At 58.1% G+C, this 26,496-nt stretch carries 18 protein-coding genes; all 18 read left to right on the forward strand.

Annotated elements, in window-relative coordinates:
• Positions 1–53 precede the first annotated feature (53 nt).
• The 18 genes from NPS47_RS14555 to NPS47_RS14640 all read left to right on the forward strand — a co-directional run bounded on the left by NPS47_RS14555 (position 54) and on the right by NPS47_RS14640 (position 26,354).
• The gene (locus tag NPS47_RS14555; RefSeq protein WP_274295574.1) at positions 54–3,620 is read left to right on the forward strand and encodes a glycosyltransferase; all 3,567 of its coding nucleotides are present in this window, start codon (positions 54–56) and stop codon (positions 3,618–3,620) included.
• 241 nt (positions 3,621–3,861) lie between these two features.
• A complete protein-coding gene (locus tag NPS47_RS14560) occupies positions 3,862–6,474 on the forward strand; it encodes a glycosyltransferase (RefSeq protein ID WP_274295575.1) in 2,613 nt (870 codons plus the stop codon).
• Positions 6,475–6,677: 203 nt separating this feature from the next.
• Complete coding sequence (gene rfbF, locus NPS47_RS14565) at positions 6,678–7,448, forward strand: glucose-1-phosphate cytidylyltransferase (protein ID WP_157193515.1); 771 nt, start codon at positions 6,678–6,680, stop codon at positions 7,446–7,448.
• On the forward strand, positions 7,439–8,503 hold the full coding sequence (gene rfbG, locus NPS47_RS14570; RefSeq protein WP_274295576.1) for a CDP-glucose 4,6-dehydratase: 1,065 nt from the start codon (positions 7,439–7,441) through the stop codon (positions 8,501–8,503). The genes rfbF and rfbG overlap by 10 nt, the downstream gene beginning before the upstream one ends.
• Positions 8,500–9,822: a lipopolysaccharide biosynthesis protein RfbH gene (gene rfbH / locus NPS47_RS14575; protein WP_274295577.1), complete on the forward strand. Its 1,323-nt coding sequence runs from the start codon at positions 8,500–8,502 to the stop codon at positions 9,820–9,822. The genes rfbG and rfbH overlap by 4 nt, the downstream gene beginning before the upstream one ends.
• 112 nt (positions 9,823–9,934) lie before the next feature.
• Positions 9,935–13,519: a glycosyltransferase gene (locus NPS47_RS14580; protein ID WP_274295578.1), complete on the forward strand. Its 3,585-nt coding sequence runs from the start codon at positions 9,935–9,937 to the stop codon at positions 13,517–13,519.
• A 166-nt stretch (positions 13,520–13,685) separates the two neighbouring features.
• A complete protein-coding gene (locus tag NPS47_RS14585) occupies positions 13,686–14,795 on the forward strand; it encodes an N-acetylneuraminate synthase family protein (RefSeq protein ID WP_274295579.1) in 1,110 nt (369 codons plus the stop codon).
• Between the two features lie 2 nt (positions 14,796–14,797).
• Complete coding sequence (locus NPS47_RS14590; RefSeq protein ID WP_274295580.1) at positions 14,798–16,642, forward strand: thiamine pyrophosphate-binding protein; 1,845 nt, start codon at positions 14,798–14,800, stop codon at positions 16,640–16,642.
• Positions 16,635–17,771 carry an FkbM family methyltransferase gene (locus NPS47_RS14595; protein WP_274295581.1) on the forward strand — a complete coding sequence of 379 codons (1,137 nt, stop codon included), beginning with the start codon at positions 16,635–16,637 and terminating at the stop codon, positions 17,769–17,771. The genes NPS47_RS14590 and NPS47_RS14595 overlap by 8 nt, the downstream gene beginning before the upstream one ends.
• Entirely contained in the window at positions 17,768–18,739 is a 972-nt protein-coding gene (locus tag NPS47_RS14600; RefSeq protein WP_274295582.1) for an NAD-dependent epimerase/dehydratase family protein, read from the forward strand. The genes NPS47_RS14595 and NPS47_RS14600 overlap by 4 nt, the downstream gene beginning before the upstream one ends.
• Positions 18,740–18,799: 60 nt before the next feature.
• Positions 18,800–19,717: a class I SAM-dependent methyltransferase gene (locus NPS47_RS14605; RefSeq protein WP_274295583.1), complete on the forward strand. Its 918-nt coding sequence runs from the start codon at positions 18,800–18,802 to the stop codon at positions 19,715–19,717.
• A 234-nt stretch (positions 19,718–19,951) separates the two neighbouring features.
• On the forward strand, positions 19,952–20,887 hold the full coding sequence (locus NPS47_RS14610; RefSeq protein ID WP_274295584.1) for a ketoacyl-ACP synthase III: 936 nt from the start codon (positions 19,952–19,954) through the stop codon (positions 20,885–20,887).
• Positions 20,888–21,147: 260 nt separating this feature from the next.
• On the forward strand, positions 21,148–21,996 hold the full coding sequence (locus tag NPS47_RS14615; protein ID WP_274295585.1) for a flagellin domain-containing protein: 849 nt from the start codon (positions 21,148–21,150) through the stop codon (positions 21,994–21,996).
• 72 nt (positions 21,997–22,068) lie between these two features.
• Entirely contained in the window at positions 22,069–22,425 is a 357-nt protein-coding gene (locus tag NPS47_RS14620; RefSeq protein ID WP_274295586.1) for a flagellar protein FlaG, read from the forward strand.
• Positions 22,426–22,494: 69 nt separating this feature from the next.
• Entirely contained in the window at positions 22,495–23,880 is a 1,386-nt protein-coding gene (gene fliD, locus NPS47_RS14625; protein ID WP_274295587.1) for a flagellar filament capping protein FliD, read from the forward strand.
• A 126-nt stretch (positions 23,881–24,006) separates the two neighbouring features.
• A complete protein-coding gene (gene fliS / locus NPS47_RS14630; protein ID WP_274295588.1) occupies positions 24,007–24,402 on the forward strand; it encodes a flagellar export chaperone FliS in 396 nt (131 codons plus the stop codon).
• 9 nt (positions 24,403–24,411) lie between these two features.
• Entirely contained in the window at positions 24,412–24,708 is a 297-nt protein-coding gene (locus NPS47_RS14635; RefSeq protein WP_274295589.1) for a flagellar protein FliT, read from the forward strand.
• Between the two features lie 170 nt (positions 24,709–24,878).
• Positions 24,879–26,354 carry a sigma-54 dependent transcriptional regulator gene (locus NPS47_RS14640; RefSeq protein ID WP_274295590.1) on the forward strand — a complete coding sequence of 492 codons (1,476 nt, stop codon included), beginning with the start codon at positions 24,879–24,881 and terminating at the stop codon, positions 26,352–26,354.
• Positions 26,355–26,496 lie beyond the last annotated feature (142 nt).

Genomic DNA, 26,496 nt, shown 5'->3' on the forward strand with positions numbered 1-26,496 from the left:
TTTGACAGGAGGCGGTAGTTTCTGGCAAAGCGCCTCCCTCCGGGTTTCCCATCGTGAACCACCTTGCATTAGTCAGTATTGCCATCCCGGCTTTCAATCCCGAGTTCTTTCGCCGGGCACTGCTCAGCGCAATCTCACAGGATTACGGGTGTCTTGAGGTCATCGTCTGTGATGACAGTCTCGGGGATGAGATCAAAGTAATCTTTGACGAACTGGCCGTTCAGGCAGTCTGTGAACTGCGCTATGTGCGCAATGCCATGACTCTGGGGTTCTCACGTAATTTGCTGGTGTGCCTGGAGCAATCCCGGGGCGAGTACATCAAGTTTCTCTGTGATGATGATTGGTTGCTGTCGACCAGCATCCGTCATCAAGCGCAAGTCTTGGCAGACTGTCCCGATGTCAGCATGGTGACCAGTCACCGTTTTTTGTGTGATGCCAACGACTCCTTGCTGCCACCACGTGCAACCAATTGCTTTATCGCTACAGAAAGCGCGGTACTCAACGGTGGCGACCTGTTGGAGGCTGTGGCTACCAATGCGCCGAACCTGTTTGGAGGCATAAGCCACGTTCTGTTGCGTAGGGCGCTGGTGGAGCAGTCGCTGGCGATGTTGGTACAGGATGGGCAGGGATTTAGTGCTCGCCTGGACATGGCGCTGTACATTTGCCTGTTGCGCCGTGGGCACCTGGGATACCTCCAGCAAATGCTCAGCATCGAGCGGATGCATGCCGGTCGCTTGAGTCACCACACCAGCATGGAAATGGCCTTCAAGGTAGAGACCGAGTGGCTGTTGCAGATGCTTGCTTCGCGAACAGGTGAGCCGGCACCGGCTTTCGGCTGGGTGCGCCATGTAGCGTTCGAGCAGTATTGTGAGGGGCCGGACAAGGATTGGCAGGAGTATGAGCTGTCTCGATTGTATTCCGGGCAAATTGCCAACTACCAGCAGCAGGTGGGTAGCGACAGTCTGAGTTTTGCCGAGCTTTATGCTCAGTGGCTGGAGTGCAGAACTTTGTCTGCTGCACAGATTCGTCTGATGTCCAGGCGGGTCGAGCAATGGCCGAGCACACCACGCATTGTTCCGGTGGTCATGGATCCCACGGGAGATGCGCTGGCATTGAAGGCTACGCTGGAGAGCATTGCGCTGCAGTCCTACGCAGCCGGCCAGGTGTGGGTGCTTTCCCGTACCCCGGCGCAAGTGCCAGACGCTGCCAATGTGCAGACCACTACCTTGCGTGGGGACGGCTTCGAGCAGGTCAATGCACGACTGCAATCAGCAGGTGACGTTGACTGGATCTTCCTGCTGCGCGCTGGCGACCGCTTGCATCCGCATGCATTGGTAATCATGGCTGAGCGCATGGCGTTGTATGCCGACAGGAACTGCTTCTACACCGATGAAGGGGCGAACGACAATCTGCAGGCCGCCAGCCCGATTTTCAAGCCGGACTTCAATCTCGACCTGATGCGTAGTTTTCCCTATGTCGGACGCATGCTGGCTTTCAAGCGCGAGGCCTTGTCCCGTTTAGGTGGTTTTGCTCCGGAGTTTGGAGCGCTGGCGCCCCATGATCTGCTCTGGCGGATGGTCGAGGCGGATGGTTTGCAAGTCGTCGGGCATATCGCTGAGCTCCTCGTGCAGTGCAAGGCCAGTTACGCGGATTGGTTAATCGAGCCTGACTGTGTGCTTCAGGCGCCGCAAATTTTAAGGGCGCATCTGCAGCGTCTGGGCGTGCCGTTCGAGCTCGCTTCAGCGCAAGGCACCATGCTCTCGCGCGTTCGCTATCAGCATGATGAGAGGCCAGGGGTGTCGATCATTATTGATGCTGGCCATGACCTGCGGTTACTGCGCCGTTGCGTCGAGTCGATATTCGAATACACGGCCTACGCCCCGTACGAAGTCCTGGTCGTGACCGGCGGTAGTGAGCCTGAGCCGATGAAGGACTGGTTTGCCGCCATGCAAGAGTTGGGCAGTGAGCAACTGAGAATTATCGAGGTTGCGGGGCGCAGTGCCGCGCAACGGATAAACCTGGCCAGTCATGAAGCGCTGGGTACCTATCTGCTGTTGCTTGACCCCGGGTGCATGATTTTTGACGGTCAATGGCTGAACGAGCTGATGATTCAAGCCCAACGTCCGGAGGTCGGGGTAACGGGGCCGAAACTCTGCGCTCATGACGGCACCGTGGTGGGCGCAGGTCTGGTGCTGGGCCTTCAGGGGCCTGCCAGCAGTCCATTCGTCGGGCATTCGGCTGATGCCAGCGGGTACATGAATCGCTTGAGTGTTGTGCAGAACTGGAGCGCAGTCAGTGGTAACTGCCTGGTGGTGCGTCGAAGCATATTCACCGAGTTGGGTGGCCTTGAGGAGGACGCTTATCAGGATCAATGGTTCGATGCGGACTTCTGCCTGCGGGTTCGCGATCAGGGTTATCTGATTGTCTGGACGCCTTTTGCCATGGTCGCTCGATTGAGTGAGGTGCAGGCAGGACAGGTCAAAGCTGGTCGGGATCAAGAGGCTTTTTATCAGCGCTGGTTGTCTCGTGTGGCCAGTGATCCCGCCTACAATCGTAATCTCAACCTGAAGATGTCCAGTTTCACCCTCGACCCCGGCTTGCGTACCGGCTGGGATCCGTTTGTCAGTCGAGCGTTACCCTTTGTCCTTGCTTTGCCAATCAACACGTCGGCGGTAGGGCACTATCGGGTGGCACAGCCATTTTTTGAGCTGGAAAGCGCAGGCTGGATCCAGGGGCGATTGACGTACACCACGCCGGGGCACATCGAGATGGAGCGCGACAAGCCGGATGTGGTCATCCTGCAATGCCGCTATACCCCCAACGCACTCGAGGAAATAGAGCGCATCAAGCGCTTCTCCAATGCTCGGCGTATTTACGAGATTGATGACTACATCCTCGATGTGCCGAAAAAGAATGCTCACGGCCGCAACCTCCCAATCAACATGCGTGAAATGGTGACGCGAGGCATTTCCCTTTGCGATCGGCTGGTGGTCTCTACTGAGCCGCTGGCTGAAGTGTTGTCGAGCATGAACCAGGATATTCGCGTGGTTCCGAACATGCTGGCTTCACAGTTGTGGCACGGATTGCACAGTCGTCGCCAGACCTCGCTCAAGCCGCGGGTGGGTTGGGCGGGGGGCACCAGTCACCGTGGCGATCTCGAGCTGATTGTCGATGTCGTCAAGGAACTGGCGAACGAGGTCGAGTGGGTCTTCTTTGGCATGTGTCCGGATTTGCTTCGTCCTTATGTCCATGAGTTTCACCCGGGGGTATCGCTGCTTGAATACCCGCGCAAGTTGGCCAGTTTGGACCTGGATCTGGCGCTGGCACCGCTGGAGTCCAACCTGTTCAACGACTGCAAGAGCAACTTGCGATTGCTTGAGTATGGTGCCTGTGGTTATCCAGTGATCTGTAGCGATGCCAGGGCCTATCGAGGTTACTTGCCTTGTACGCGCGTGGTCAGCAACACCACTCAGGAATGGTTGCAAGCAATACGTATGCACCTGGCCGATCCCCGAGCCAGCTATCGACAAGGTGATGAGTTGCGTGAAGTGGTGTTGCGCGACTATGTGCTGACGGCAGATAAGTTGCAGCACTGGGCAAATGGCTGGCTGGCTGATTGATCACACCCGATCGGTAATCGGCGCCTGCCCGAATTCGAATTTTATGAGTACTAGGTGCGCTATGGGCGAGAAAGCGGTTGAGTTGGCGACATCACTGAACAACGTAACGGTTGTCTTGCTGGGCGTGAGCGCCCCTGATTATCAGGGACGTGCACGCTATTACTACAAACAGCACTTTTGCCAGTTGCTGAGCGTCGACATTGCAAGCCGACCAGCATCTTCTCAAATATGGCAGGAGCAGTTGCTTGCTGCGCTTGAGCAAATCGAAACGCCATTCGCGGTCCTGACGCCGGACAGTGACTTTCTGCTCGCCGATACCTTGGCTGCGCAGGTGGACTTTCTCCAGAGTCACGCCGATTTCACCATGGCACAGGGCTATTCAATCGGGTATTCGGCAGGTGGCGACGAGGTCGACTATTACAAGCTTGGATCGGCCCGCAACCATAACGCTTATGCCGTTGATCCCTGCGAGCGTGTTGCGTTGCACGCGCACCTCGGCTTGCAGGCATGGCGCTCGCTGGTAAGGGTCGAAGCCTTGAAGACTGCCGTGCGTAATGCGCCTGCAGATTTGCCATTCGAAGGCTGGTGTGTGGCAATTGCCTATGCGCTGCTGAGGCAGGGGGCGTGTCGGCTTTTGGCGCAGACCAGTGCCGTGGTCGAGTATCGACCGAGCCAGCAGAACCCTGTTGCTTATGAGGAATGCCTCAATCAGACCGTGCGCAGCTTGCATCAATGGGATGCTGAAACAGGGCTGGCGGGCCAAGGCAACATCGACTTCGATGTGCTGGGTAGATTTGTTCGTAACACTCACGAGGGGCGTGAGGCGCAGTTGTTGTTCAAGTCATGCTGGGGAGGGGTGTTGAAAGACCCGGAGCGGACCTTTGAACCGCGTCAGTTCGTCGAAATGCCTTACTACAATGCTGTGGTGTTTGAGCAACTGCATGCGTTGGAGTTTCTGTTGCATGCCTGGCCAGCGGGGCAGCGGCAGATCCAGGCCCTTGAAGGAAGCTGGGTTCGCCAGCAGGCTCTGCTCGAGGTTCACCCAAACGATTCGGTGGACACTCTCAAGGATCGTTACTGGCAAGCGCTGTCCCTGGGTCTGTTCAATAGCCAGGTATGCCGGCGTCTGGTCGAAGTGCTGGATGGCAAGGACGACGCAGTCAAGGCCCGCGAGCTGGAGGGATGGCTTGAGCGGCTCGATATACCCGGTAGGGCTTCGGTGCAGGAGCGCTTGGCATCTACCCCGTCAGGCAGGATTCTTGCGGCCATGGCCGCAGCAACGCCTGACGCCGCCGCCAGAAAACGTGTGCTCGCTCACCTGAGCAAAAAACGCCTGCCGCAGATCGCTTTCGTGCTGATGGATCTCGATAACGATGATGCTGCCCTGCAGGGCACGTTCGACAGCTTGTTGGCCAGTGGGCTGCGGGACTTCAAGATTGTCGTGCTCAAGGCCGGTGAGCTGCCGGCGATTACCACGCCACGGGATACCTTGCATTTTATCAAGGTCACTGCCGGCAACGTGGTTGCCCACCTCAACCAGGTGGTACGTCAACTGTCCAGTGACTGGTTGATGTTGCTTGAGGCGGGAGATGTCTTGGCCCCGGGTGGATTGCTGCGTTTGCAATCTGAACTGGAAGGGGCAGAGGGTTGTCTGGCGATTTGTGCCAATGAAGTACAGCGTGCGGGAGATGGTCGTCTGGTCAGCGTTGTCCGGCCTGGCGCCAACCTGGATCTGTTGCGCAGTCGTCCCGATCTGATGTCTCGGCATTGGTTGCTACGCCGTGAGAGCGTGGTTGGCCTGGGGGGATACAGTGAGGCGTATCCACAAGCCCTTGAGTTCGACTTGCTGCTCAGGTTGATTGAGCAGCAAGGTATGGGGGGGCTGGCGCATCTGGACGAGTATCTGGTCGTTGGTCAGCAAAGGCGCGAGGCCATGTCGGTGGACGCGCTGGCTACGCTCAAGCGTCACCTGGTCGGGCTTGGTTACAATGGACAGGTCAGTGAGAGTGTCGACGGGGCCTTCCAGATTGATTTTCGTCACCCTGTGACACCGCAGGTCAGCATCCTGTTGCCGGTCGACGGCGACCTGGCGCAACTCAGGGCTTGCCTGGCGAGCATCGTGCAACGTACCCGCTATCCTCGCTACGAGGTGATCGTGGTCGATGATGGGAGCAACGCAAAAACACTGGCGAATGAGATTGCCGGGGGGCGGATCAGCGTGCTGGCAGGCGAGCCGGGGATGTCTCGCTCGCAGTTGATCAATCAGGCGGCCGTACAGGCTCGCGGTGAATACCTTGTACTGATGTCCAGCCGCAGCCAGGTGGCCTCGGCAGCCTGGATCGAGGCGTTGCTCAACCAGGCGCTACGGCCTGAAGTGGGCGTGGTGGGTTGCCTGATGCATGGTCGCGAGGAGAAGGTGACCCATGCCGGTTACGAGTTGCTGGTTTCCGGTCAAGTCCAGGGTGCATTGCTGGGCGTGTCCAGGTTTGCGCCTGAGTCGGTCCTGGGCTTGGCACAGGTGCGTAGCTGTCAGGCGGTGTCCGGCGATTGTCTGATGGTGCGCAAGGACCTGTTCAGCCAATGCGACGGCATGCAGGCGTTTGCCGGTTCCGATATCGACCTGTGCCTGAAAGCTGCGCAAGCGGGTCTGCTGGTGATCTGGACGCCACAGGCGCAAATGCTCAATGACGCTGTTCCGGTGCTTGAGCAGCAGCAACAACAGGCATTGTCAGCGCGCTGGCCCTCGGCGTTCACGACGCGAGTGGCGGCCTGCGATCCATCTGGTGTGGACGTATCGAGGGGTGCGGATTCAGGCCAACCGGTGGTGCTCGAGTGGGTCAGCGAACTGGCTTGACGCAGGTGTAACGACAAGGCCGGGCTTAATGCCCGGCCTTGTCGTTTCTGCGTCACTGCCGAGGCAGTGGTCGGCTTGGCGCTTCTCATGATTCTTGCTTTTTACAAGTTGGCAACATTCTTGCTTTTAGTCCGCTCAGCCATTGCTTTGGTCAGTAAATTGTCGGCTCGGATCGTGGCAAAAGCCCTTAAGGTAAGCAGATAATGAAAACAGTCATTCTGGCCGGCGGCCTGGGTACGCGTATCAGCGAAGAATCCCACCTGCGGCCGAAACCGATGATCGAGATAGGCGGCAAGCCGATCATCTGGCACATCATGAAGATCTACTCGCACTTTGGCATCAACGACTTCGTCATCTGCTTGGGCTACAAGGGCTATGTGATCAAGGAGTACTTCGCCAACTATTTTCTGCACATGTCAGACGTCACTTTTGACATGGCAGAGAACCAGATGTGCATCCATAACCGCCATGCCGAGCCCTGGCGCGTAACCCTGGTAGATACCGGCGAGAACACTGCCACTGGTGGTCGTCTGAAGCGCATACGCGACTATGTGGGGGACGAGACTTTCTGTCTGACTTACGGCGACGGCGTTGCCGACGTCAATATTCCTGCACTCATCGACTTCCACCGCAGCCATGGCAAGTTGGCCACAGTCACTGGTGTACAGCCGCCAGGACGTTACGGTGCCCTGGATATACGCGGGGAGCAGGTCCGAGGATTTCAGGAGAAGCCCCTGGGCGATGGCGGCTGGATCAACGGTGGCTTCTTCGTGTTGGAGCCCGGCGTATTCGACTTCATTGACGGTGATGACACCACCTGGGAGTCCGAGCCGATGCGTGCGCTGGCCGGGCAGGGTGAACTCATGAGCCACCTGCACCGAGGCTTCTGGCAGGCTATGGACACCCTGCGCGACCGCGTCCTGCTGGAAGATCGCTGGAAGACTGGCCAGGCGCAGTGGCGGCTATGGTCGTAAGTCCATCGTTCTGGTCAGGACGCCGGGTGCTTCTGACCGGACACACCGGTTTCAAGGGTGGCTGGCTGGCGTTGTGGTTGCGCGAGCTGGGTGCTCACGTTCACGGTTACTCGTTGCCGGCCAATACCGAGCCTGCATTCTGGGATGTCGCTGCGCTTGCCGGACGAGTTCCTGGCACCTTGGCCGACATCCGTGATGTGCAGCGTTTGAGTGAAGCCTTGAATGCAGCCCGGCCCGAGATTGTTCTGCACCTGGCAGCCCAGCCGCTGGTGCGTGAGTCTTACCGCACACCGTTGGATACCTATACGACCAATGTGATTGGCACGGTCAATCTGCTTGAAGCGGTACGGCAGTGCGAGTCGGTGCGTGCGGTGTTGGTAGTCACCAGTGACAAGTGCTACGACAACCGTGAGTGGCTCTGGCCGTACCGCGAAACAGATGCCCTCGGTGGTCATGACCCCTATAGCAGCAGCAAGGCGTGTGTAGAGGTGCTGTGTACCTCGTGGCGCGAGTCTTTCCTGCGTGAGTCGGGTATCGCCCTGGCGACTGCGCGGGCGGGCAATGTCATTGGTGGCGGCGACTGGTCCGGCGACCGGTTGGTACCCGACATCCTGCGTGCCTGGCAGGCGGGGGAGTCGCTGACCTTGCGTTATCCACAGGCTATCCGTCCTTGGCAGCACGTGCTTGAGCCGTTGCAGGGCTACTTGCATCTGGCTCAGGCATTGGTAGAGCGCGGCGATGCCGTGGCGTCGGCCTGGAACTTCGGCCCGGACGCTGATGGCGTGGCCACAGTAGGTGAGCTGGTCGAGCAGCTTGCCCGGCTCTGGCCTGGTGACGCGCACTGGCAAGTCGATGCGGCAGGGCAACCGCATGAAGCGGGATTGCTGTCGCTGGACTCCAGCAAGGCACGTCGACAACTTGGCTGGAGGCCGCGTTGGACGTTGGCACAAGCCCTGGAACAAACCCTCGACTGGCACCGTGCCTGGCACGCCGGTCAGGACATGCATGCATTCAGCCGCGCGCAGATCGCGGCTTATCAAGGCGAGACCCCATGAGTGAACACACGGCGCAACAGCTGCGCCAGCAGATAGCCGAGCTGGTAGGCCGCTATGCGGAACTGGAATTGGCCACCTCGCCATTCGTAGCAGGCGAGGACGCAGTGCCTCCTTCCGGCAAGGTCATTGGTGCACCCGAGTTGCAAGCCATGACCGAGGCGGTGCTGGACGGCTGGCTGACGACCGGGCGTTTCAATCAGGCCTTCGAAAAACGCTTGTCGCGCTACCTTGGGCGGCGCGGTGTATTGACCGCCAACTCTGGGTCATCTGCCAATCTTCTGGCATTTTCGGCATTGACTTCGCCACGTTTGGGCGACCGTGCGATTGGCAAGGGCGATGAAGTGATTGGCGTGGCCGCAGGCTTCCCGACCACGGTCAACCCGATCCTGCAGTTCGGCGCAGTACCTGTGTTCGTCGATATCGAACTGGGGACCTATAACATCAATCCAGCCCTGATCGAAGCGGCGATTGGTCCGCGGACCAAAGCGATCATGTTGGCCCACACCTTGGGCAACCCGTTCAATCTCAAAGTGGTGCGCGAGCTGTGCGACCGTTACGGTCTGTGGCTGATCGAAGACTGTTGCGACGCCTTGGGTGCGACTTACGATGGTCGTCAGGTAGGCAGCTTCGGCGATCTTGGTACCCTGAGCTTCTACCCGGCCCACCACATCACCATGGGTGAGGGCGGTGCTGTGTTCACCGATTCGCCGCTGCTCAAGCGCATCGTCGAATCGTTCCGCGACTGGGGTCGTGACTGCTATTGCGGACCGGGCGAGGACAATACCTGCAGCAAGCGTTTCTGCTGGCAGCTGGGTGATCTGCCGCAAGGCTACGATCACAAGTACACCTATTCACACCTGGGTTACAACCTCAAGATCACTGACATGCAGGCCGCCTGCGCGCTGGCGCAGATGGACCGGGTCGATGACTTCATCGCTGCACGCAAGCGCAATTTCGACTGGCTTAGCGAGCGTCTGAGTGGTTGCACCGATCAATTGATCCTGCCGCACGCCACCGCCAACAGTGACCCGTCCTGGTTCGGTTTTCCGCTGACCCTGCGCGATGGTTGCGGTGTCGAGCGCCTGGATCTTCTGCGTCATCTGGATGCACAGAAGATCGGTACGCGACTGCTGTTCGCAGGCAACCTGACTCGCCAGCCTTACATGAAGGACCAGCAATACCGAGTGGCGAGCGAGCTGACGGTGACCGACAAGGTAATGAAGGACACCTTCTGGATCGGCCTGTGGCCAGGACTTTCCGAACAGCACCTCGAGCATGCTGCCTGCAACATAGAAAGCTATGTGCGCAGGTTGCGCTGACAGGTGCTCAATGCTGTTCAGTGGCCTTGGTGTGCGTTCAAACGCTGTGGACTCAAGGAGCCCGCGCGCAGCCACCGAGGCCAGGTCTTGAGTAGTCCACCCGACACGTCGAATGTTCTGCGTTAATTCAGGGTTTCAGAAGTCTATGGCCAATCAATCCTTTCCACCTCTGTTTGTTGCGCCTACGCGCCCCTACTACCTGCTCGCTCCAGACTATCGCCGCAACTCGGCAGGCATTCGTGTGATGCACATGCTCTGCCATCTGCTCAATCGGTGTGGTCAGGATGCCTATATGTTTCCCGCTCAGACCAATCCGCTGTGGCATACGCCGCTGCTGACGGGGGATCTGAAGCAGCAACACGCAGAGGCGGGGCGTCGGCCGATCGTGGTGTACCCTGAAGTGGTCCGGGGCAATCCTGCCAATGCACAATCGGTGGTGCGCTATCTTCTGAACGTACCGGGTCTGCTCGGTGGCGATACGGAGTTTGCAAGCACGGACATGATTTTTGCCTACGCGCAGAATTTGTTGCCGGAGGGCGAAAGTCCGGATCAACTCCTGTTTATGCCTCCCATCGATACCTCGATTTACAACAACCTGGCTAATCCCTATGACCAGCAGCGCAAAGGGTGGCTGTTGTATCCGGGACGACATGTCGATGCCCTGAAGGAACACCCTGAACTTGCAGCAAAGTGCACCGTCATTACCGGTGAGTGGCCTGCGACTCCACAGGAAATGGCCGAGCTTTTCCGAAGAAGCGAGCGGGTGTACTGCTTCGCCTCCACGGCCATTGCCCTGGAGGCAATATTGTGTGGCTGCCCTGCCGTTGTTCTGAAGTCGCCGTTCTTCGACGGTGTTCCGCTTGGTATCGAAGAGTTCGGTACGCATGGGTTGGCATTCGAGGATACGCCAGCGGCGATTGAGCATGCGATGGCCGGGATACCCATCGTCAGGGAAAAATATACAGCTTTGCAGAATCGTTTCTGGGAGCAACTAGGCACATTCATCGAGAAGACCCAGGCGATGCCCAGCACAACCTTGGGGTTGGATAATCCAAAGGTTGACGGGGCAGAATCCGCTGAGCAACAGCGCATCCGGGAACGTAGCCTGTCCATTGAGCATTGGCTGCGGCAACGGTTCCCCACCGAAGGGCAAGCGGCACTGATGACCCGGCGTCTTGAGGAGCGCAGGCATGATTTGCCGCACTTCAATTTCATCATTGTGCCGGATGGGCAACCGGCCACCACCGAAACCACACGGCAGAGTCTGCAGGCACAAGGTTATCAATTTATCGATATCCATGTTGCCGCTGATGCAGAGGTTGCAACGCTCAATGATCTGGCTTGGCAAATAGTCGACGGCCAGTGGCTGTGCTTTGTGCGGGCGGGCACTACATTCACTCCGTTTGGGTTGTTCGTACTGGCACTGGAGCTGCTCGATGCGCCAAGTGTCCGAGCGGTGTATGCGGACGAGATCGTCCGCACGCCCACAGGTGAGCTGGATACCCTGCTGCGGCCTGATTTCAATCTGGACATGTTCCTGTCCTGTCCGGCGAACATGGCTCGTCACTGGTTCTATCGTCGGGATGTTTTTCTGGATGCGGGTGGACTCGACCCGGAATGCGCCGGGGCCGTTGAGTTCGGGTTGCTGTTGCGGCTGATCGAAGAGTCTGACGGGCTGGATGGTCTGGCACATATCAGTGAGCCTGTGTGCATCAGTGCCGCGGCCGATCTGGTTCACAACCCCCAGGAACAGGCTGTTCTGGAACGCCACCTGCATCGGCGCGGCTATCTTCAGGCCCGGGCCCAGATGCATCGGCCCGGTATTCATCGTATCCACTACGGCCATTCGGATACGCCGCTGGTGTCGATTGTCATTGCCGTCAGAGGGCGAGGCGACCGGGTGCGCAGTTGTGTCACCTCTCTGATGGAACAAACCACCTACCGAAACTATGAAATCCTTTTGGTGGACAACGGCAACACTGACCCGGCCACTCGTGCCTGGCTTGACGGCATGGCGGCGCTGGAGGCATCTGGTATTTGCGTGCTGCGCTCTCCGTCCGAGTTCGATTACGGTGCTGTCAACAACCTGGCGGCTCGTCATGCCCGCGGCGATTATCTGGTGCTGTTGCATAGCGATACCGTCATTGTCCAGGACGACTGGCTGGATGCTTTGCTCAACCACGCGCAACGTCCGGAAGTGGGCATCGTGGGTGCCAAGTTGCTGCACCCCGACGGCACGGTCGCATGTGCAGGAGTGGTACTGGGGTTGAACGGTCCGGCACATGGGGCATTTGCTGGCCAGGCTGACAGCGGCGGCTTTATGCAGCGTCTGGAAATGGATCAGAACTACAGTGCTGTTTCCGGAGCCTGTCTGATGATTCGCCGAGCGCTTTATGAGTCGTTGGGTGGTATGGACATGCCACAGTTGCAAGAAGCGTATGGGGATATCGACCTGTGCCTTAAGTCAGGCCAGGCTGGCTATCTCACGGTCTGGACACCGCACGCCGTTGTGTTGCAGGAGGGGGGCGCCGTTCAGGAGCAGTCCGCGCCCTCGTCTCAAGAGGCTGGTACCGCTGAACAGGACGCAATGTACCGCAAATGGCTGCCGCTCATTGCCCGTGATCCGTCCTATAACCGGAACTTGTCTCTCCAAGGGGCGGGTTTCGAGCTGGAAACCGATTCGGGGCTGACCTGGAGTCCGCTTGCATGGCGGCCGTTGCCAGTGGTGCTGGCGATGCCTAGCGATCTCGAAGGGAGCGGATACGGCCGTATCATTGATCCAGCGCTGTCCATGAATATCAGCAGTGTGGCCGATGTGCGCTTGAGTTTGCGTGACTACTTGCCTGCACAGCTGGAGCGGCTGCAACCAGATGCCTGGGTGTTGCAGGGGCAGATCACTGACGCGCGAATTGAATCGCTACGCCGCACTGCCCAGTTCTCGAGCGCGTTCAAAGTGGCAGAGGTGGACGCTTACCTTCCCGCTTTACCCGAAGGCCATGTGCTGCGTGCCAGCGTATCTGGAGATATCCAGGCTGCGTTGCAACGCTTTGTGGGGCTGGCTGATCGGCTGGTGGTGCCCACTGAAGCCTTGGCCGAAGTGCTACGAGGCTCGAATCAGGACATTCGCGTGCTGCCCGATCGTCTGCATCCTGCGCGCTGGGGTGCCTTGGAGTGCCGCCGGACGCCGGGTGGGCGCCCTCGCGTTGGATGGGTTGACGAACTCAGTGATCCCGATGTGCAGGCGCTGATGATGGATGTCGTTGAGGCACTGGCCGGGGAAGTGGACTGGGTATGCCTGGGCAACTGTCCGGAGCAGATGCGCCCCTACGTGTGTGAGCTGCACGATCCTGTGTCATTCGATCAGTACCCGCAGAAGTTGGCGTCGCTGCACCTTGATCTGGCCCTCGCTCCGTTGGGGCACGGTCTGTTCGACGCATGCAAAAGCAATGTGCGGCTGCTGCAATACGCTGCTTGCGGCTATCCGGTGGTGTGCAGTGATGTGCAGCCCTATCAGGGCTTGCCTGTGACCCGTGTAAAGAACATCGCCAGAGATTGGCAGAACGCGATCCGCATGCACGTTGCTGACCTTGATGCCAGCGCAAGACACGGGGATGTACTGCGTCAAGCGGTACTGAGCCAGTGGATGCTGGATGAGCAGTATGTGGAGCAGTGGTTGAAGGCGTGGCTTCCTGATTGAAGCGTGTGCCGGAGTAGCAGCGTATTACCGAACATTCATACCGCGCTTTTCGGGATAGGCGTGCGGCCATTGCTGCGGCCTGAAATGCGGATTTGCGGCGGCCAGGGCCGGAACCTGTCCTGGCGCCAATTTCAATTGAGCAAGGCAAAAGAGCACGGAGTATTCAATGAAAACCATCAGCCAGCGTGACAAAGATTTATTTGAAAACCTGTTCGTACTGGAACTTGCCAACAACCACTGGGGCAGGCTGGAACGCGGGCTGAAAATCATCCGTGATCACGGTGCGATTGCGCGTTTCAACAACGTCAAGGCTGCCATCAAGCTGCAGTTCCGTGATGTCGATGAATTCATTCATCCTGATTTCAAAGGCAACTCTGACCTTCGCTATATCAAGAAAACCGAAGACACCAAGCTCAGCAAGGCTGAGTTTGCGCGCATGGTCGAGGAAATCAGGAATCTGAGTTGCATTCCCATGGCCACGCCGTTCGACGAGGCATCTGTTGATCTGTGTGTCGAATTCGACATGCCCATCCTCAAGATTGCCAGTTCCGACATGAACGACTGGCCGCTGATCGAGAAAATTGCATCTACGCGCCTCCCGACCATCATCTCCACCGGTGGGGCATCGGAAAAGGATCTGGATGACGTTGTCCGCTACTTTGAAAAGCGCGATATCCCGTTGTCCATCAACCACTGCGTTTCGCTCTACCCCAGCGAGGACGACGAGCTGCATCTCGATCAGATCGACTACCTGCGTAATCGCTACCCTGGCCATGTTATTGGCTTGTCCACCCACGAGTACCATGACTGGCATTCGTCCATGTTGATCTCCTACGGCAAGGGGGTGCGCACCTGGGAGCGGCACATCGACATCCAGTACGAAGGCGTCCCGGTTTCCAACTACTGCTCGTTACCGGAACAGTGTGACGCCTGGTACAAAGCCTTCCACAAGGCCAAGGAAATGTGCGGTGGCGTCAGTGCCAGCCGACGCATCATCTCGCGAAAGGAAACCGAATACCTCAATGCCCTGGTGCGTGGCGCCTATGCGCGCCGTGACTTGGAGCCTGGCTATGTGCTGGGCAGGGATGATTTCGAGAAAGACTTCTACCTCGCTATTCCCCTGCACAAGGGGCAACTGTCTTGTCGCGAGGTGATGAACGGTGAACGGCTGTTGCAGCCGATCAAAGCCAACGAACGTCTGACCATCGAGCATATCGACGGTCCTTACAGCGAAACTCCCGCCCTCAAAAATCTCATCCTGAGCCGGGGGCTCTGACCATGACGCGTGTCGCCGAGCAAATCGCACAATGGCTGGTGCAGCAAGGGGTCGAGCAGGTTTTCACTGTCACCGGCGGTGGTGCCATGTTCCTCAATCAGGCGCTGGGAGGGCATCAAGGGCTGCGCTGCACTTTCATGCACCATGAGCAAGCTTGTGCGATGGCTGCCGAAGGCTACGCGCGCATTACCGGAAAACCGGCGGTGGTGATGCTGACCACGGGGCCAGGGTCTATCAACGCGCTCAACGGCGTGCATGGTGCGTTCACTGATTCCATCCCGATGATCGTCCTCTCGGGCCAGATCAAGCGAGAAACCTGCACCTCCTTCCGTGATGTACCAGGGCTGCGGCAACTGGGTGATCAGGAAGGCCCCACCATCGCGATGGCCAGTCCGGTCTGCAAGTACGCGCAGCTGGTGCGCTCTGAAAAAGACCTGGAAGTGATGTTGCCCAGGGCCTATGCCGAAGCAGTCGGTGGCCGCCCGGGCCCCGTGTGGCTCGACATTCCTCTGGATATCCAGCAATCCACGACTGCCATTGCCATACCCGCACCTGACTTGTCCAAGCTGCCTGCAGCCGAAGGTCTGCGCGCCGCCTGCCGGGATATCGCCGGCAAGTTGCTGCAATCGCATCGTCCGCTGATCCTGGGGGGCACGGGGGTGCGGCTTTCGCGTACCGAGAAGCGCCTTCTGGCGTTGATCGAGCGCTACCGTATTCCACTGGCCACGGCCTGGACGCACGATCTGATCGCCTCGGACCACCCGCTGTTCGCCGGTCGGCCTGGGACCATTGGCACGCGAGCGGGCAATCTCTGCCTGCAGGCTGCCGACTTCGTCCTTGTATTGGGATCCCGACTGAACGTGCGCCAGACCAGTTACAACTGGCAGGCCTTCGCCAAGCATGCGTGGATCGCCCAGGTGGATATCGATGCGGCCGAGCTGGCCAAGCCCACCGTCCAGCCGCACTTGGGAGTGGCTGCCGATCTGGGTGATTTTCTCGATGTGCTAGAGCAAGAGTTGGCGCGTATGTGCCTTCCTGATTTCGGTGCGTGGGTAGAGTGGTGCCAACACATCGGTGCCACCTATCGTGCTGCGGCAGAGCATCGTCAAATAGCAGGCGCTGCGCTCAACCCTTATGTGATGGTCGAGCGCATCTTTGGACAGATGCGCCCTGATGACATTGTCGTATGCGGTAATGCGTCTGCCTGCATCCTGCCGTTCCAGGTGGGTGGTCTGAAAAAAGACCAGCGTTTGTTCAGTAACTCAGGCTCTGCCTCCATGGGCTACGACCTGCCTGCCGCCATTGGCGCCGCGACGGCCGCTCAAGCGCAAGGGGGGCAGCGCGTGATCTGCTTTGCGGGGGACGGCAGCCTGCAAATGAACATCCAGGAACTGCAGACGCTGAAAACCATCGGCGTCAATGTGATCGTGATCGTGCTCAACAATCGCGGTTATCTGTCGATCTGGCAGACCCACGAGAACTTCTTTGGCCGGGTCATCGGTGCTACGCCGGAGTCGGGGGTGGAGTTCCCCGACTTTACCGCTGTGGCCCGTGCCTATGGGCTGCGTGCCGAGTCCATAGCATCGGAAGACGATCTGGGCAGGCTGGATAGCCTGCTGGAAACCGACGGGCCACTGCTGATCGATCTGCATGTCGATCCACGACAGGAGTTCGTGCCACGCATCAAGTCTCGTGTCGATGCACAAGGCGCTTTCGTCACCCCGGAACTTGACGATATGCACCCGTTCCTGGAGCAGACCGTGCTGGAGCAGATCCGCAGTGAGGCCCTGGCGATACGCGCGCGTTCCTGTTCAACAGACGATTCCGAGGCCCGCACCAATGGCTGACACGACGACATATAGCGCCACTGATTTTTTTACCCTGCGTGACCAGGCAAGTGACTTGCCGCGCGTCCACATCGAGCCGGGCCGGCGCATCTGGATTTTCGGTGCCGGGAACTTTGGTCGCAGCCTTGCAACGGCTATGCAGGCACAGGGTGTTGTCGTTGAAGGTTTTGTTGAAACGTCTCCTCGCGTTACTTCGGCACTTGGTTTGCCAGTGTTGAACTGGAACCAGCTTGCGAATGAGCATCCACAGGCGCAACTCGCGCTCGGTATCTTCAATCGTGACACCCCTTACAACGAGTTGTTAAGCCTTGTAGCCCGTGCCGGTTTTGCTCCGCCATTGATGCCCTGGATGCTCTATGAGCAATTCTCCCAGGCGCTGGGGTGGCGCTTCTGGTTGAGTGCTCGCTCCTTTCTTCTGGAGGCGATGGGTAGAATTGCCAGCGTTGCCGAGGCATTGGCGGATCAGGAAAGCAGGAAAACGCTGTATCGCATGTGCGCTTTTCGCCTTGGACTGGATATCGAGTACTCCAGCTTCTTGTCCAGTGATACCTGGTATTTCAATGAGCTGACCTTGCCCGCCTTGCGGGGGCGCGACATTACTTATGTGGATTGTGGCGCCTACGATGGCGATAGCTACGAAGAGTTGATCGGACACCCGCAGATCTCTTGCAAGCAGGCTTTTCTGCTGGAGCCCGATCCGCAGAATTTTTCCCGTCTGGTTAGCCAGGTGGCGCTCAAGCAAAGCAATGCGGTGTGCTTGCCGATGGCGGCCGCCGAGGCCTACAGCATCCTGACATTCAATGCCGGGCAAGGGGAGGCCTGTTCCATCAGTCATGAGGGCGGTGGAACGTCCATTGCGGCGGTGGCGCTGGATCAGCTGTTGCCCGGCATGCCCGTTGATCTCATCAAGCTCGACGTGGAAGGTGCGGAGGCCCAGGTATTGCGTGGAGCCGAACAGATCATCCGGCGCAGCCGCCCGGTGCTGATCGTGTCGCTGTACCATAACCCGCAGGACCTTTGGGTGTTGCCGGAGTTGCTGTTCGATCTCTGCCCCGACTACCGGTTTTATATCCGGCAGCATGCTCCTAACACGTTTGAATCCGTCTTGTACGCAGTGCCCAATCCATGAACGTGCTGCTGACAGGCGGGACTGGCTTTTTTGGGCGAGCGCTGCTGCGCCATTGGCTGGCATCGGTCGAGGCGGGCGAACAAGTACCTGCGGTCACGGTGTTGAGCCGGTCACCGCAGGGTTTCCTGGCGCGGTACCCCGAGTTTGCCGGTCAGCCGTGGCTGTGCCTGCATCAGGGCGACATCCTGGAGCCGGCTTCGCTGCCCGGGACGGGCGGTTTTACGCACGTGCTTCACGCCGCTGCGGATTCTACGGCAGGTCCGAAGCTTAGCCCTCTGCAGCGGTATACCCAGATCGTTGACGGTACCCGTCACCTGCTGGACTATGCCGCCACTCATCGAATCCCGCGCTTTCTGCTGACCAGTTCCGGTGGTGTCTATGGCCCCCAGCCAGCGGACATGGACGCCATCTGTGAGCATTACAACGCGATTCCGGACCCGCTCGATGCAGCGCATGCCTACAGCGTCGCCAAGCGCTGCGCCGAGCATCTGTGTGCCCTGTACCAGCAACAGTATGGTCTGCAGGTCGTTATTGCCCGCTGTTTCGCCTTCGTGGGTCGCGATCTGCCGCTGGACGCGCATTTCGCCATCGGCAACTTTATCCGGGATGCTATCGCCGCACCGTCTATCACGGTCAATGGCGACGGAACGCCGGTGCGCTCCTACATGGATCAGCGCGATCTGGCCCACTGGCTCGACGTTCTCCTGCGCCATGGTCAGGCCGGACAGGCCTACAACGTCGGCTCGGACGTGGCTGTCACGATTGGCGAGCTCGCGCATCTGGTGCGCGACATATTGGCACCGCAAAAGCCTGTACGCATCGCCTGCGGCGTGGCGGCGGCCGGGAGTTTCCGTAATCGCTATGTACCCTCCATTCACAGGGCACGCATCGAACTGGGGTTGCGGCTGCAATATACCCTCGCAGAGTCGATCCGAAATGCTGCCGGGCAGGCACGGCCCGTTGGCTGAGTCGCCGCCGCACAGCCCATGGACATTCCATCATTCATCCGGTGTTTCAGGAACGAAAACATGATCAACGACTTTCCGTCCTCGCTGCAGCGTGAACACATCGCAACGCAATGTGTTTGCTGTGGCAGCACCGCGTTGCAAAAGTCTCCGGCCATCCTCATGCCGTTTGTTTCACACCGGGCTCTGGGTTGGCCGCCTGTGGTTATCGACGCCGAATGGGGGCTGCAAACCATTCCTCAGGGAATGGCTTACTGCGTGTGCAATACGCTTCACTGCGTGCGTTGCGAATTTCTGTTTCTTGATATCCGCTTCAGTGATCGCGAGATGCAGCAGTTGTATGACGGCTATTACGGTGAAAAATATGAGGCGCTACGTGAACATTATGAGCCTGGATTTCGCGAGCGGAATAAAACACTGACAACGCCAAGTGAGTATATCGAGCTGACAAGGGGCTTCATTCTTCAGCATGCGACGCCGACCCGCATCCTGGATTGGGGTGGGGGAGATGGCATGAATACCCCGTTCAAGGGGCAAGGGTACGACACGGATATCTTCGATATCGACAAAAAGCCAACCGTGCCGGGCACTCGTGGCGTGTCGAAGGAAGAGCTCGGCACGTCCAATTACGACTTGATCGTTTGTCGCCATGTTCTTGAACATGTTCCCTATCCGTCGGATGCTCTAGGGGAAATACATCAATGTATGCGCGATGACACCTTGCTTTACATCGAGGTGCCGCATGAAGCGCTGATGGTGGGTCTTGACGAACTCTCAGCCGGGAAGAAGCGACATTGGCACGAGCACATCAACTTTTTTTCGATTGAAGCCCTCAATAATTTGTTTGGCGCCTGTGGGTTTACGGTCTTGAACATTCAGTCAACCCCGGTCGTGAGTGATGCAAGGTTGAGCTCGGCATCCCGCATCCTGCAAGCGGTGGTGAAAAAAGCCAAGCCAGCCACTCAGGCAGATATCAGGTAGCCAGCAGTCGTCGAGCCAGGCACGGGTCTGGCTTGATGCCGGGTGAGCGGAATGGGAGAAAAGCGGGCGTTACGTTGCCGTGTCGGCCACTTTGGCCGTATAACCGTGACTTAGCAGTCGGAAAGTGCATCTCTTATCTATCGAGTCAGCGGGCAGCCACGTCGACGAGGCTTGCCAGGCCTGCGCAGCAGGGCCTGATCCCGCAATATCCGCTATGTCTACCGGGAAGCGACAATGATTGGCATTAAAAGCATCGCCAGTTTCGTACCTGTGGAGGGTGTCGACAACTACGCCCAAGGTGCGAAATTCGGTAAGGATCAAGAATTCATCTTCGGCAAGATCGGTTCCACGTTCTTGCCGCGCAAGGACGCTACCCAGGAAACCTCCGATCTCTGTGTCGAGGCAGCTAAAGCGTTGTTCGCCGCCAACCCATCGCTGGACATGTCGTCAATCGATGCGCTGATCGTCGTCACCCAGAATGGCGATGCCGAAGGGCTGCCGCACACCGCAGCCATCGTTCAGCAAAAGCTCGGCCTGCCGACCCATATTGCAGCGTTCGATATCTCTCTTGGCTGCTCCGGATATGTGTACGGCATCTACGCGATGAAGGGCTTCATGGAAGCTGCGGGCTTGAAAAACGGCCTGCTGATCACTGCTGACCCCTACTCGAAGATCGTTGACCCGGAAGACCGCAACACCACCATGCTGTTCGGTGATGCCGCCACTGCGACCTGGATGGGTGAGGGCGCGCCTTGGCAATTGGGCAAGTCACTGTTTGGCAGCGATGGGGCGGGGGCGGAGCACCTGCGTACGACCGAGGGCAAGTTCTTCATGAACGGTCGCCAGGTCTACAACTTCGCGCTGGTCAAGGTGCCGGCGCACCTGCAGCAGCTGCTCGAAGCCAGCCAGCTGCAACCTGAGGATATCGACCTTTATTGCCTGCATCAGGGGAGCGCGGCGATTGTCGATGCAGTGTCCCTGCGCTTCAATGAAGGCAAACAGCGGGAAAAGTTCGTCAAGGACATGGTTGAGACCGGTAATACCGTATCGTCCAGCATCCCGTTGCTGCTGGAGAAGCACGTGCTTGGTTCGCAGCACAAGCGCGTCGCCTTGAGCGGCTTTGGTGTGGGGTTGTCGTGGGGCTCTGCGATCATCGAGCGATGCGACTGACAGTCGTATGCAATGAAAAACGCCGCCGTTTCCCGGGCGGCGTTTTTATTTGTGGCTCATCTGCAGGATGCTCCTGCAGTAAAGGGGGAGGTCAGAAGCCCCCGATTTCATTGGGGTGGCAGGATGCCAGTAATTTTTTTTGAAAATCCGCTAAAGCAACCCGCCCTGACGACGATAACTACTACGAAGGTTCTCTGTGCCACCCTCGGCGAATTGCCAAGGCCGGAAGCCGTAGTACCCAATCCAACGAGGAATTCGTCATGGCTTTGACCGTTAACACCAACACCACCTCTCTGGGCGTTCAGAAAAACCTGAACCGTGCTTCCGATGCACTGAGCACCTCGATGACCCGTCTGTCTTCCGGCCTGAAAATCAACAGCGCCAAAGACGACGCTGCCGGCCTGCAGATCGCTACCCGTATGACCTCGCAGATCCGCGGTCAGACCATGGCAATCAAAAACGCCAACGACGGTATCTCGATCGCCCAGACCGCTGAAGGCGCGATGCAAGAGCAGACCAACATTCTGCAGCGTATGCGTGAGCTGGCTGTTCAATCGCGAAACGACTCCAACAGCTCCAACGACCGTGACGCGCTGAACAAAGAGTTCCAGTCGATGGCTGCGGAACTGACCCGTATCGCTCAGTCCACTCAGCTCAACGGCAAGAACCTGCTCGACGGTTCGGCCAGCACCATGACCTTCCAGGTTGGCTCCAACACCGGTGGCATGAACCAGATCGACATCGACCTGAGCGCCAAGTTCACCGCCAGCGACCTGGGTATTACCAGCGCCATCACCATCACCGGTGCTACCAGCTCCGCTGCCGAAGCCAGCTTCAGCGCCGCTGTTTCGGCGATCGACAACGCTCTGCAGAAGATCAACACCAGCCGTGCTGACCTCGGTGCTGCACAAAACCGTCTGACCAGCACCATCAACAACCTGCAGAACATCAACGAAAACGCCGAAGCTGCTCGTGGCCGCGTTCAGGACACCGACTTCGCTGCTGAAACTGCCCAGCTGACCAAGCAGCAGACTCTGCAACAGGCTTCGACTTCGATTCTGTCCCAGGCTAACCAGCTGCCATCCGCCGTACTGAAACTGCTTCAGTAATCGCCTGATGGTTATCGGCGGGGGAGTGCACCTGTTGCGCTCCTCCGCCTTTTGCATTGAGAGGTGGTAGACATGGATATGAGCGTCAAGCTGAACTTGTCTTATCCGGCCGCGCGCCCGGCCGAGCAGGCCACCGACAAGTCGGCGACACAGGTGGTTCAGGCGGCTAATGAAGCTCAGGCGCCTACCCGGGACAAAACGTCTGAAACTGAACAAGTGAAAACCGCGGTCAAGGATATCGAGAAGTTTCTCGCCTCGAACCGCCGCAATCTCGAATTTTCCACGGATGAAGAGTCCGGCAGAATTGTCGTCAAAGTGATCGCCAGTGAAACCGGTGAGCTGGTCCGCCAGATTCCATCGGAAGAAGTGCTGCGCATCGCCCACAGCCTCAGCGATGTGAACAGTCTGCTGTTCGACGCCAAGGTCTGATACCTTAAAGATTCAAATGTTCGCTAGAGTTGTTCGCTAGGGAGCAGCGCAACGGAGAGGGAGTTACTCATGGCAAGCCCAATTACAGCGAGCATCGGCACCGGTTCGGGAATGGACATTGGCGCTATCGTCAAAGTGCTGGTCGATGCTGATACCGCAGCCAAGTCGAGTCAGATCAAGCGCCAGACCGCCAACAACACGGCGATGATCTCCGGGGTTGCCTCGCTCAAGAGTGCGCTGTCGACCTATCAATCAGCCTTGAAAGGGCTCAGCAACAAGGACGCACCATCGTTCCTCGCCTTCGCTGCAACCAGTGGCAATGACAAGGCTGTCGCTGCAACGGCGAACAACACCGCAGTGCCGGGTAGCTATCAGGTTGAGGTGGTCAAGCTGGCAACTTCCTCGCGGGTTGCGAGCAAGGTGTTCTCGGGCGCTGATGCAGCGATTTCCCCAGGTACCCTGGAAGTCACCCAGAATGGCAAGGTATACAAGGTCGAAGTGGGTGCCAATGCCACCCTGCAGTCGGTGCGTGACAGCATCAACAATACGTTGGGCAAGGATGGCATCACGGCCAACATCATCGATGATGGTAAGGGCGCGCGACTGGTATTCGGTTCGACTACCACGGGCAAAGGGTCGGACATTTCTGTAGGCGGTATTCCCGAGCTGGTCATCAGCAATGGTACGCCAATGGCGGGTAGTGCGGCTGGCCGAGTGGGCGAACTGGCCATCGACGCCGAGGTCAAGATTGACGGTATGGCGGTTACCAGCAAGTCCAACAAGCTGGACAAAACGGTCAGTGGCCTGACCCTGGAACTAAAGGCCGAAGGTGAAAAGTCGACGGTGACAGTCGGGCTCAACAGCGACGGTCTGAAAAAAGACGTGCAGACCTTTGTCGATGCCTACAACAACCTGGTCAAGACGGTTAACAGCCTGACTTCCACCAGCAAGGATGAAGATGGTAATACCGTCCTCGGTCCTCTGACTGGCGACCCGACCACTCGCTCGTTGTTGGCGTCGCTGCGCTCCGAGCTGGCTGTTGCGCAAACCGGTGGTGGGTTGACCTCGCTAAGCCAGCTGGGTATCAACACCACCAAAGACGGTACTCTGGAATTCAACGACACCAAGTTCAAGGCGGCGTTGAACGACAAGAAGCTGGGCAGTGAAGTGCAGGCGTTGTTCACCAAAGACGATGGTGTGATTGCGCGAATGAACAAGGCCATTGATCCGTTCCTGCAATCAGGTGGTTCGCTGGATAAGCGTAATGATGCACTCAATCGCTCGCAGCGATACCTGGAGTCGCAGCAGCAGGCACTGAATTTTCGCATCGACAGTCTGACGACATCGCTGACCAAAAAATACATTGCCATGGATGTTGCTGTCGGCAAGCTCAAATCGCAGGCAGCTGGTATTACCTCGCTTTTCGAGGCCATGAACGCTCAAGCCAAGAAGTGACAGTGATCGCCAAAAGCCCGGCAGCATCCGTTGGATGCGCCGGGCTTTTTCTTTCCCTCTAAAGTTTTTTGACGCCCAGGCGATATAAGCGGTATACGAAACCTTTTAGTTGTGACGAGGTAGAACATGAACCCTATGTTGGCCCTTCGGCAGTACCAGAAAGTCAACGGTGTGGCACAGACCTCCGAGGCCAGCCCACATCGCCTGGTGCAAATGTTGATGCAGGGTGGTCTTGATCGCATTGCCCAGGCCAAAGGCGCCATGGCGCGCAATGATGTTGCCCAGCGTGGCATTCTTATTGGCAAGGCAATTGGTATTGTCGGCGGTCTGCGCGAAGGTCTGGACCTGGAAAATCATGCTGACTCGCTGGCCGAACTGGATAACTTGTATTCCTATATGAGCAAGCGTCTGGTCGAAGCCAACGTGAAAAACGATCCGGAAATCCTCAATGAGGTTGCCCGTTTGCTGATTACCGTCAAGGAAGGCTGGGACGCAATCGGCGATCAATCCGCCGACGTCTAGGAGGTTGTGATGAGTGTCGTGCTCGAGCGTATCGAACAAACCCGCGAAGCATTGCTGGGTGCCCTGGCCAGTCGCGACTGGGAGGCGATCAGCGAGCTCGACGTCAACTGCCGGTTGTGTGTCGATGATGTACTGGCCGAGGCATCGGTCAACGAAGAAGTGTTGCGTAGCAGTCTTGAAGAGTTGCTCAGGGTTTACCGGCAACTAATTGAGGTTGCAAGTGACGAGCGTCAAACAATAGTCGATGAGATGACGCAGATCCGGCAAGCCAAAAACGCGGCAAAGGTATACCATTTGTTCAGCTGAAGCTGGGCAAAACCAGAAACAGGGCGCCATAAATTTGACTCTGTGCGGTTTTTTGACTTAACTAGTGGCTGTTTTCAAATTTCAGACGTCCGAACACTGACCGTTCAGTCGGAATGATGTCGAGCTTGCCCACAATAGGGCGCCGAGATGACTAGGGAAGTTGCTATTGCATGTGGCGTGAAACCAAAATTCTGCTGATCGATGACGATAGCGCCCGCCGCCGCGACCTGGCGGTGGTTTTGAATTTTCTTGGCGAAGAAAATCTCACCTGCTCAAGCCAGGACTGGCAGCAGGTGGTTGAGTCGTTGTCATCCAGTCGTGAAGTACTCTGTGTCCTGATCGGGACCGTGAACGCTCCGGCAAGTCTGATGGGCTTGCTTAAGACAGTGGCTGCGTGGGATGAGTTCCTTCCTGTTCTGTTAATTGGTGAAATTTCTTCTGCCGAGCTTCCGGAAGAGTTGCGCCGCCGCATTCTTTCCAGCATTGAAATGCCGCCGAGCTACAGCAAGCTGCTCGATTCGCTGCACCGTGCCCAGGTCTATCGCGAGATGTACGACCTGGCCCGTGAGCGCGGTCGCCAGCGCGAGCCGAACCTGTTTCGCAGCCTGGTGGGCACCAGTCGCGCCATCCAGCACGTGCGCCAGATGATGCAGCAAGTGGCTGATACCGATGCCAGTGTGTTGATCCTCGGCGAGTCGGGCACTGGCAAGGAAGTGGTTGCGCGCAATCTGCATTACCACTCCAAGCGCCGCGAAGCGCCCTTTGTGCCGGTCAATTGCGGAGCGATCCCGGCCGAGCTGCTGGAAAGCGAGCTGTTCGGTCACGAGAAGGGTGCCTTTACCGGTGCCATCACCAGCCGTGCCGGGCGCTTCGAGCTGGCCAACGGCGGTACCCTGTTCCTCGACGAGATCGGCGACATGCCGTTGCCGATGCAGGTCAAGCTGCTGCGCGTGCTGCAAGAACGGACGTTCGAGCGGGTGGGCAGCAACAAGACCCAGGGTATCGATGTGCGCATCATCGCCGCGACCCACAAGAACCTGGAAAGCATGATCGAGGCGGGCACCTTCCGCGAAGACCTGTACTACCGCCTGAACGTGTTCCCCATCGAGATGGCGCCGCTACGTGAGCGTGTCGAGGACATCCCGCTGCTGATGAACGAGCTGATCTCGCGCATGGAGCACGAAAAGCGTGGCTCGATCCGCTTCAACTCCGCAGCGATCATGTCCTTGTGCCGTCATGGCTGGCCGGGCAACGTCCGCGAGCTGGCCAACCTGGTCGAGCGTATGGCGATCATGCACCCCTACGGTGTGATCGGCGTGACGGAGCTGCCGAAGAAATTCCGCTACGTCGATGACGAAGATGAGCATCTGGTCGACAGCCTGCGTTCGGATCTGGAAGAGCGTGTGGCAATCAACGGCGGCTCGCCGAGCTTTGCCACCCATGCCATGCTGCCGCCCGAGGGGCTGGACCTCAAAGACTACCTGGGCGGGCTGGAGCAGGGGCTGATCCAGCAGGCGCTGGATGACGCCAATGGCATTGTTGCGCGCGCTGCCGAGCGTCTGCGCATCCGGCGCACGACCCTGGTGGAAAAAATGCGCAAGTACGGCATGAGCCGTCGCGATGGCGATGAACAGGCGGAGGATTGACGCCTGTCTTGCCACGGTGCAGAGCAAGGACGCTCCGCTGCGTGCAATATCCCTACCTTTCAAAGGGCTGTAACGCCCGTCTCATCGGCCTTTGCTACTCGCTCTGATGGCTTGCGGCACATCGCTTCAGGTTATCCGGCAC

Origin of the sequence: Pseudomonas putida (assembly GCF_028682475.1) — a bacterium.
Classification (GTDB): Bacteria; Pseudomonadota; Gammaproteobacteria; order Pseudomonadales; family Pseudomonadaceae; genus Aquipseudomonas; species Aquipseudomonas putida_AG.

Coding starts and splice junctions, on each gene's coding strand:
- rfbF (WP_157193515.1), top strand. CDS start 6,678: ATGAAAACAGTCATTCTGGCCGGCGGCCTGGGTACGCGTATCAGCGAA.
- rfbG (WP_274295576.1), top strand. CDS start 7,439: ATGGTCGTAAGTCCATCGTTCTGGTCAGGACGCCGGGTGCTTCTGACC.
- rfbH (WP_274295577.1), top strand. CDS start 8,500: ATGAGTGAACACACGGCGCAACAGCTGCGCCAGCAGATAGCCGAGCTG.
- NPS47_RS14580 (WP_274295578.1), top strand. CDS start 9,935: ATGTTCTGCGTTAATTCAGGGTTTCAGAAGTCTATGGCCAATCAATCC.
- NPS47_RS14585 (WP_274295579.1), top strand. CDS start 13,686: ATGAAAACCATCAGCCAGCGTGACAAAGATTTATTTGAAAACCTGTTC.
- NPS47_RS14590 (WP_274295580.1), top strand. CDS start 14,798: ATGACGCGTGTCGCCGAGCAAATCGCACAATGGCTGGTGCAGCAAGGG.
- NPS47_RS14595 (WP_274295581.1), top strand. CDS start 16,635: ATGGCTGACACGACGACATATAGCGCCACTGATTTTTTTACCCTGCGT.
- NPS47_RS14600 (WP_274295582.1), top strand. CDS start 17,768: ATGAACGTGCTGCTGACAGGCGGGACTGGCTTTTTTGGGCGAGCGCTG.
- NPS47_RS14605 (WP_274295583.1), top strand. CDS start 18,800: ATGATCAACGACTTTCCGTCCTCGCTGCAGCGTGAACACATCGCAACG.
- NPS47_RS14610 (WP_274295584.1), top strand. CDS start 19,952: ATGATTGGCATTAAAAGCATCGCCAGTTTCGTACCTGTGGAGGGTGTC.
- NPS47_RS14615 (WP_274295585.1), top strand. CDS start 21,148: ATGGCTTTGACCGTTAACACCAACACCACCTCTCTGGGCGTTCAGAAA.
- NPS47_RS14620 (WP_274295586.1), top strand. CDS start 22,069: ATGGATATGAGCGTCAAGCTGAACTTGTCTTATCCGGCCGCGCGCCCG.
- fliD (WP_274295587.1), top strand. CDS start 22,495: ATGGCAAGCCCAATTACAGCGAGCATCGGCACCGGTTCGGGAATGGAC.
- fliS (WP_274295588.1), top strand. CDS start 24,007: ATGAACCCTATGTTGGCCCTTCGGCAGTACCAGAAAGTCAACGGTGTG.
- NPS47_RS14635 (WP_274295589.1), top strand. CDS start 24,412: ATGAGTGTCGTGCTCGAGCGTATCGAACAAACCCGCGAAGCATTGCTG.
- NPS47_RS14640 (WP_274295590.1), top strand. CDS start 24,879: ATGTGGCGTGAAACCAAAATTCTGCTGATCGATGACGATAGCGCCCGC.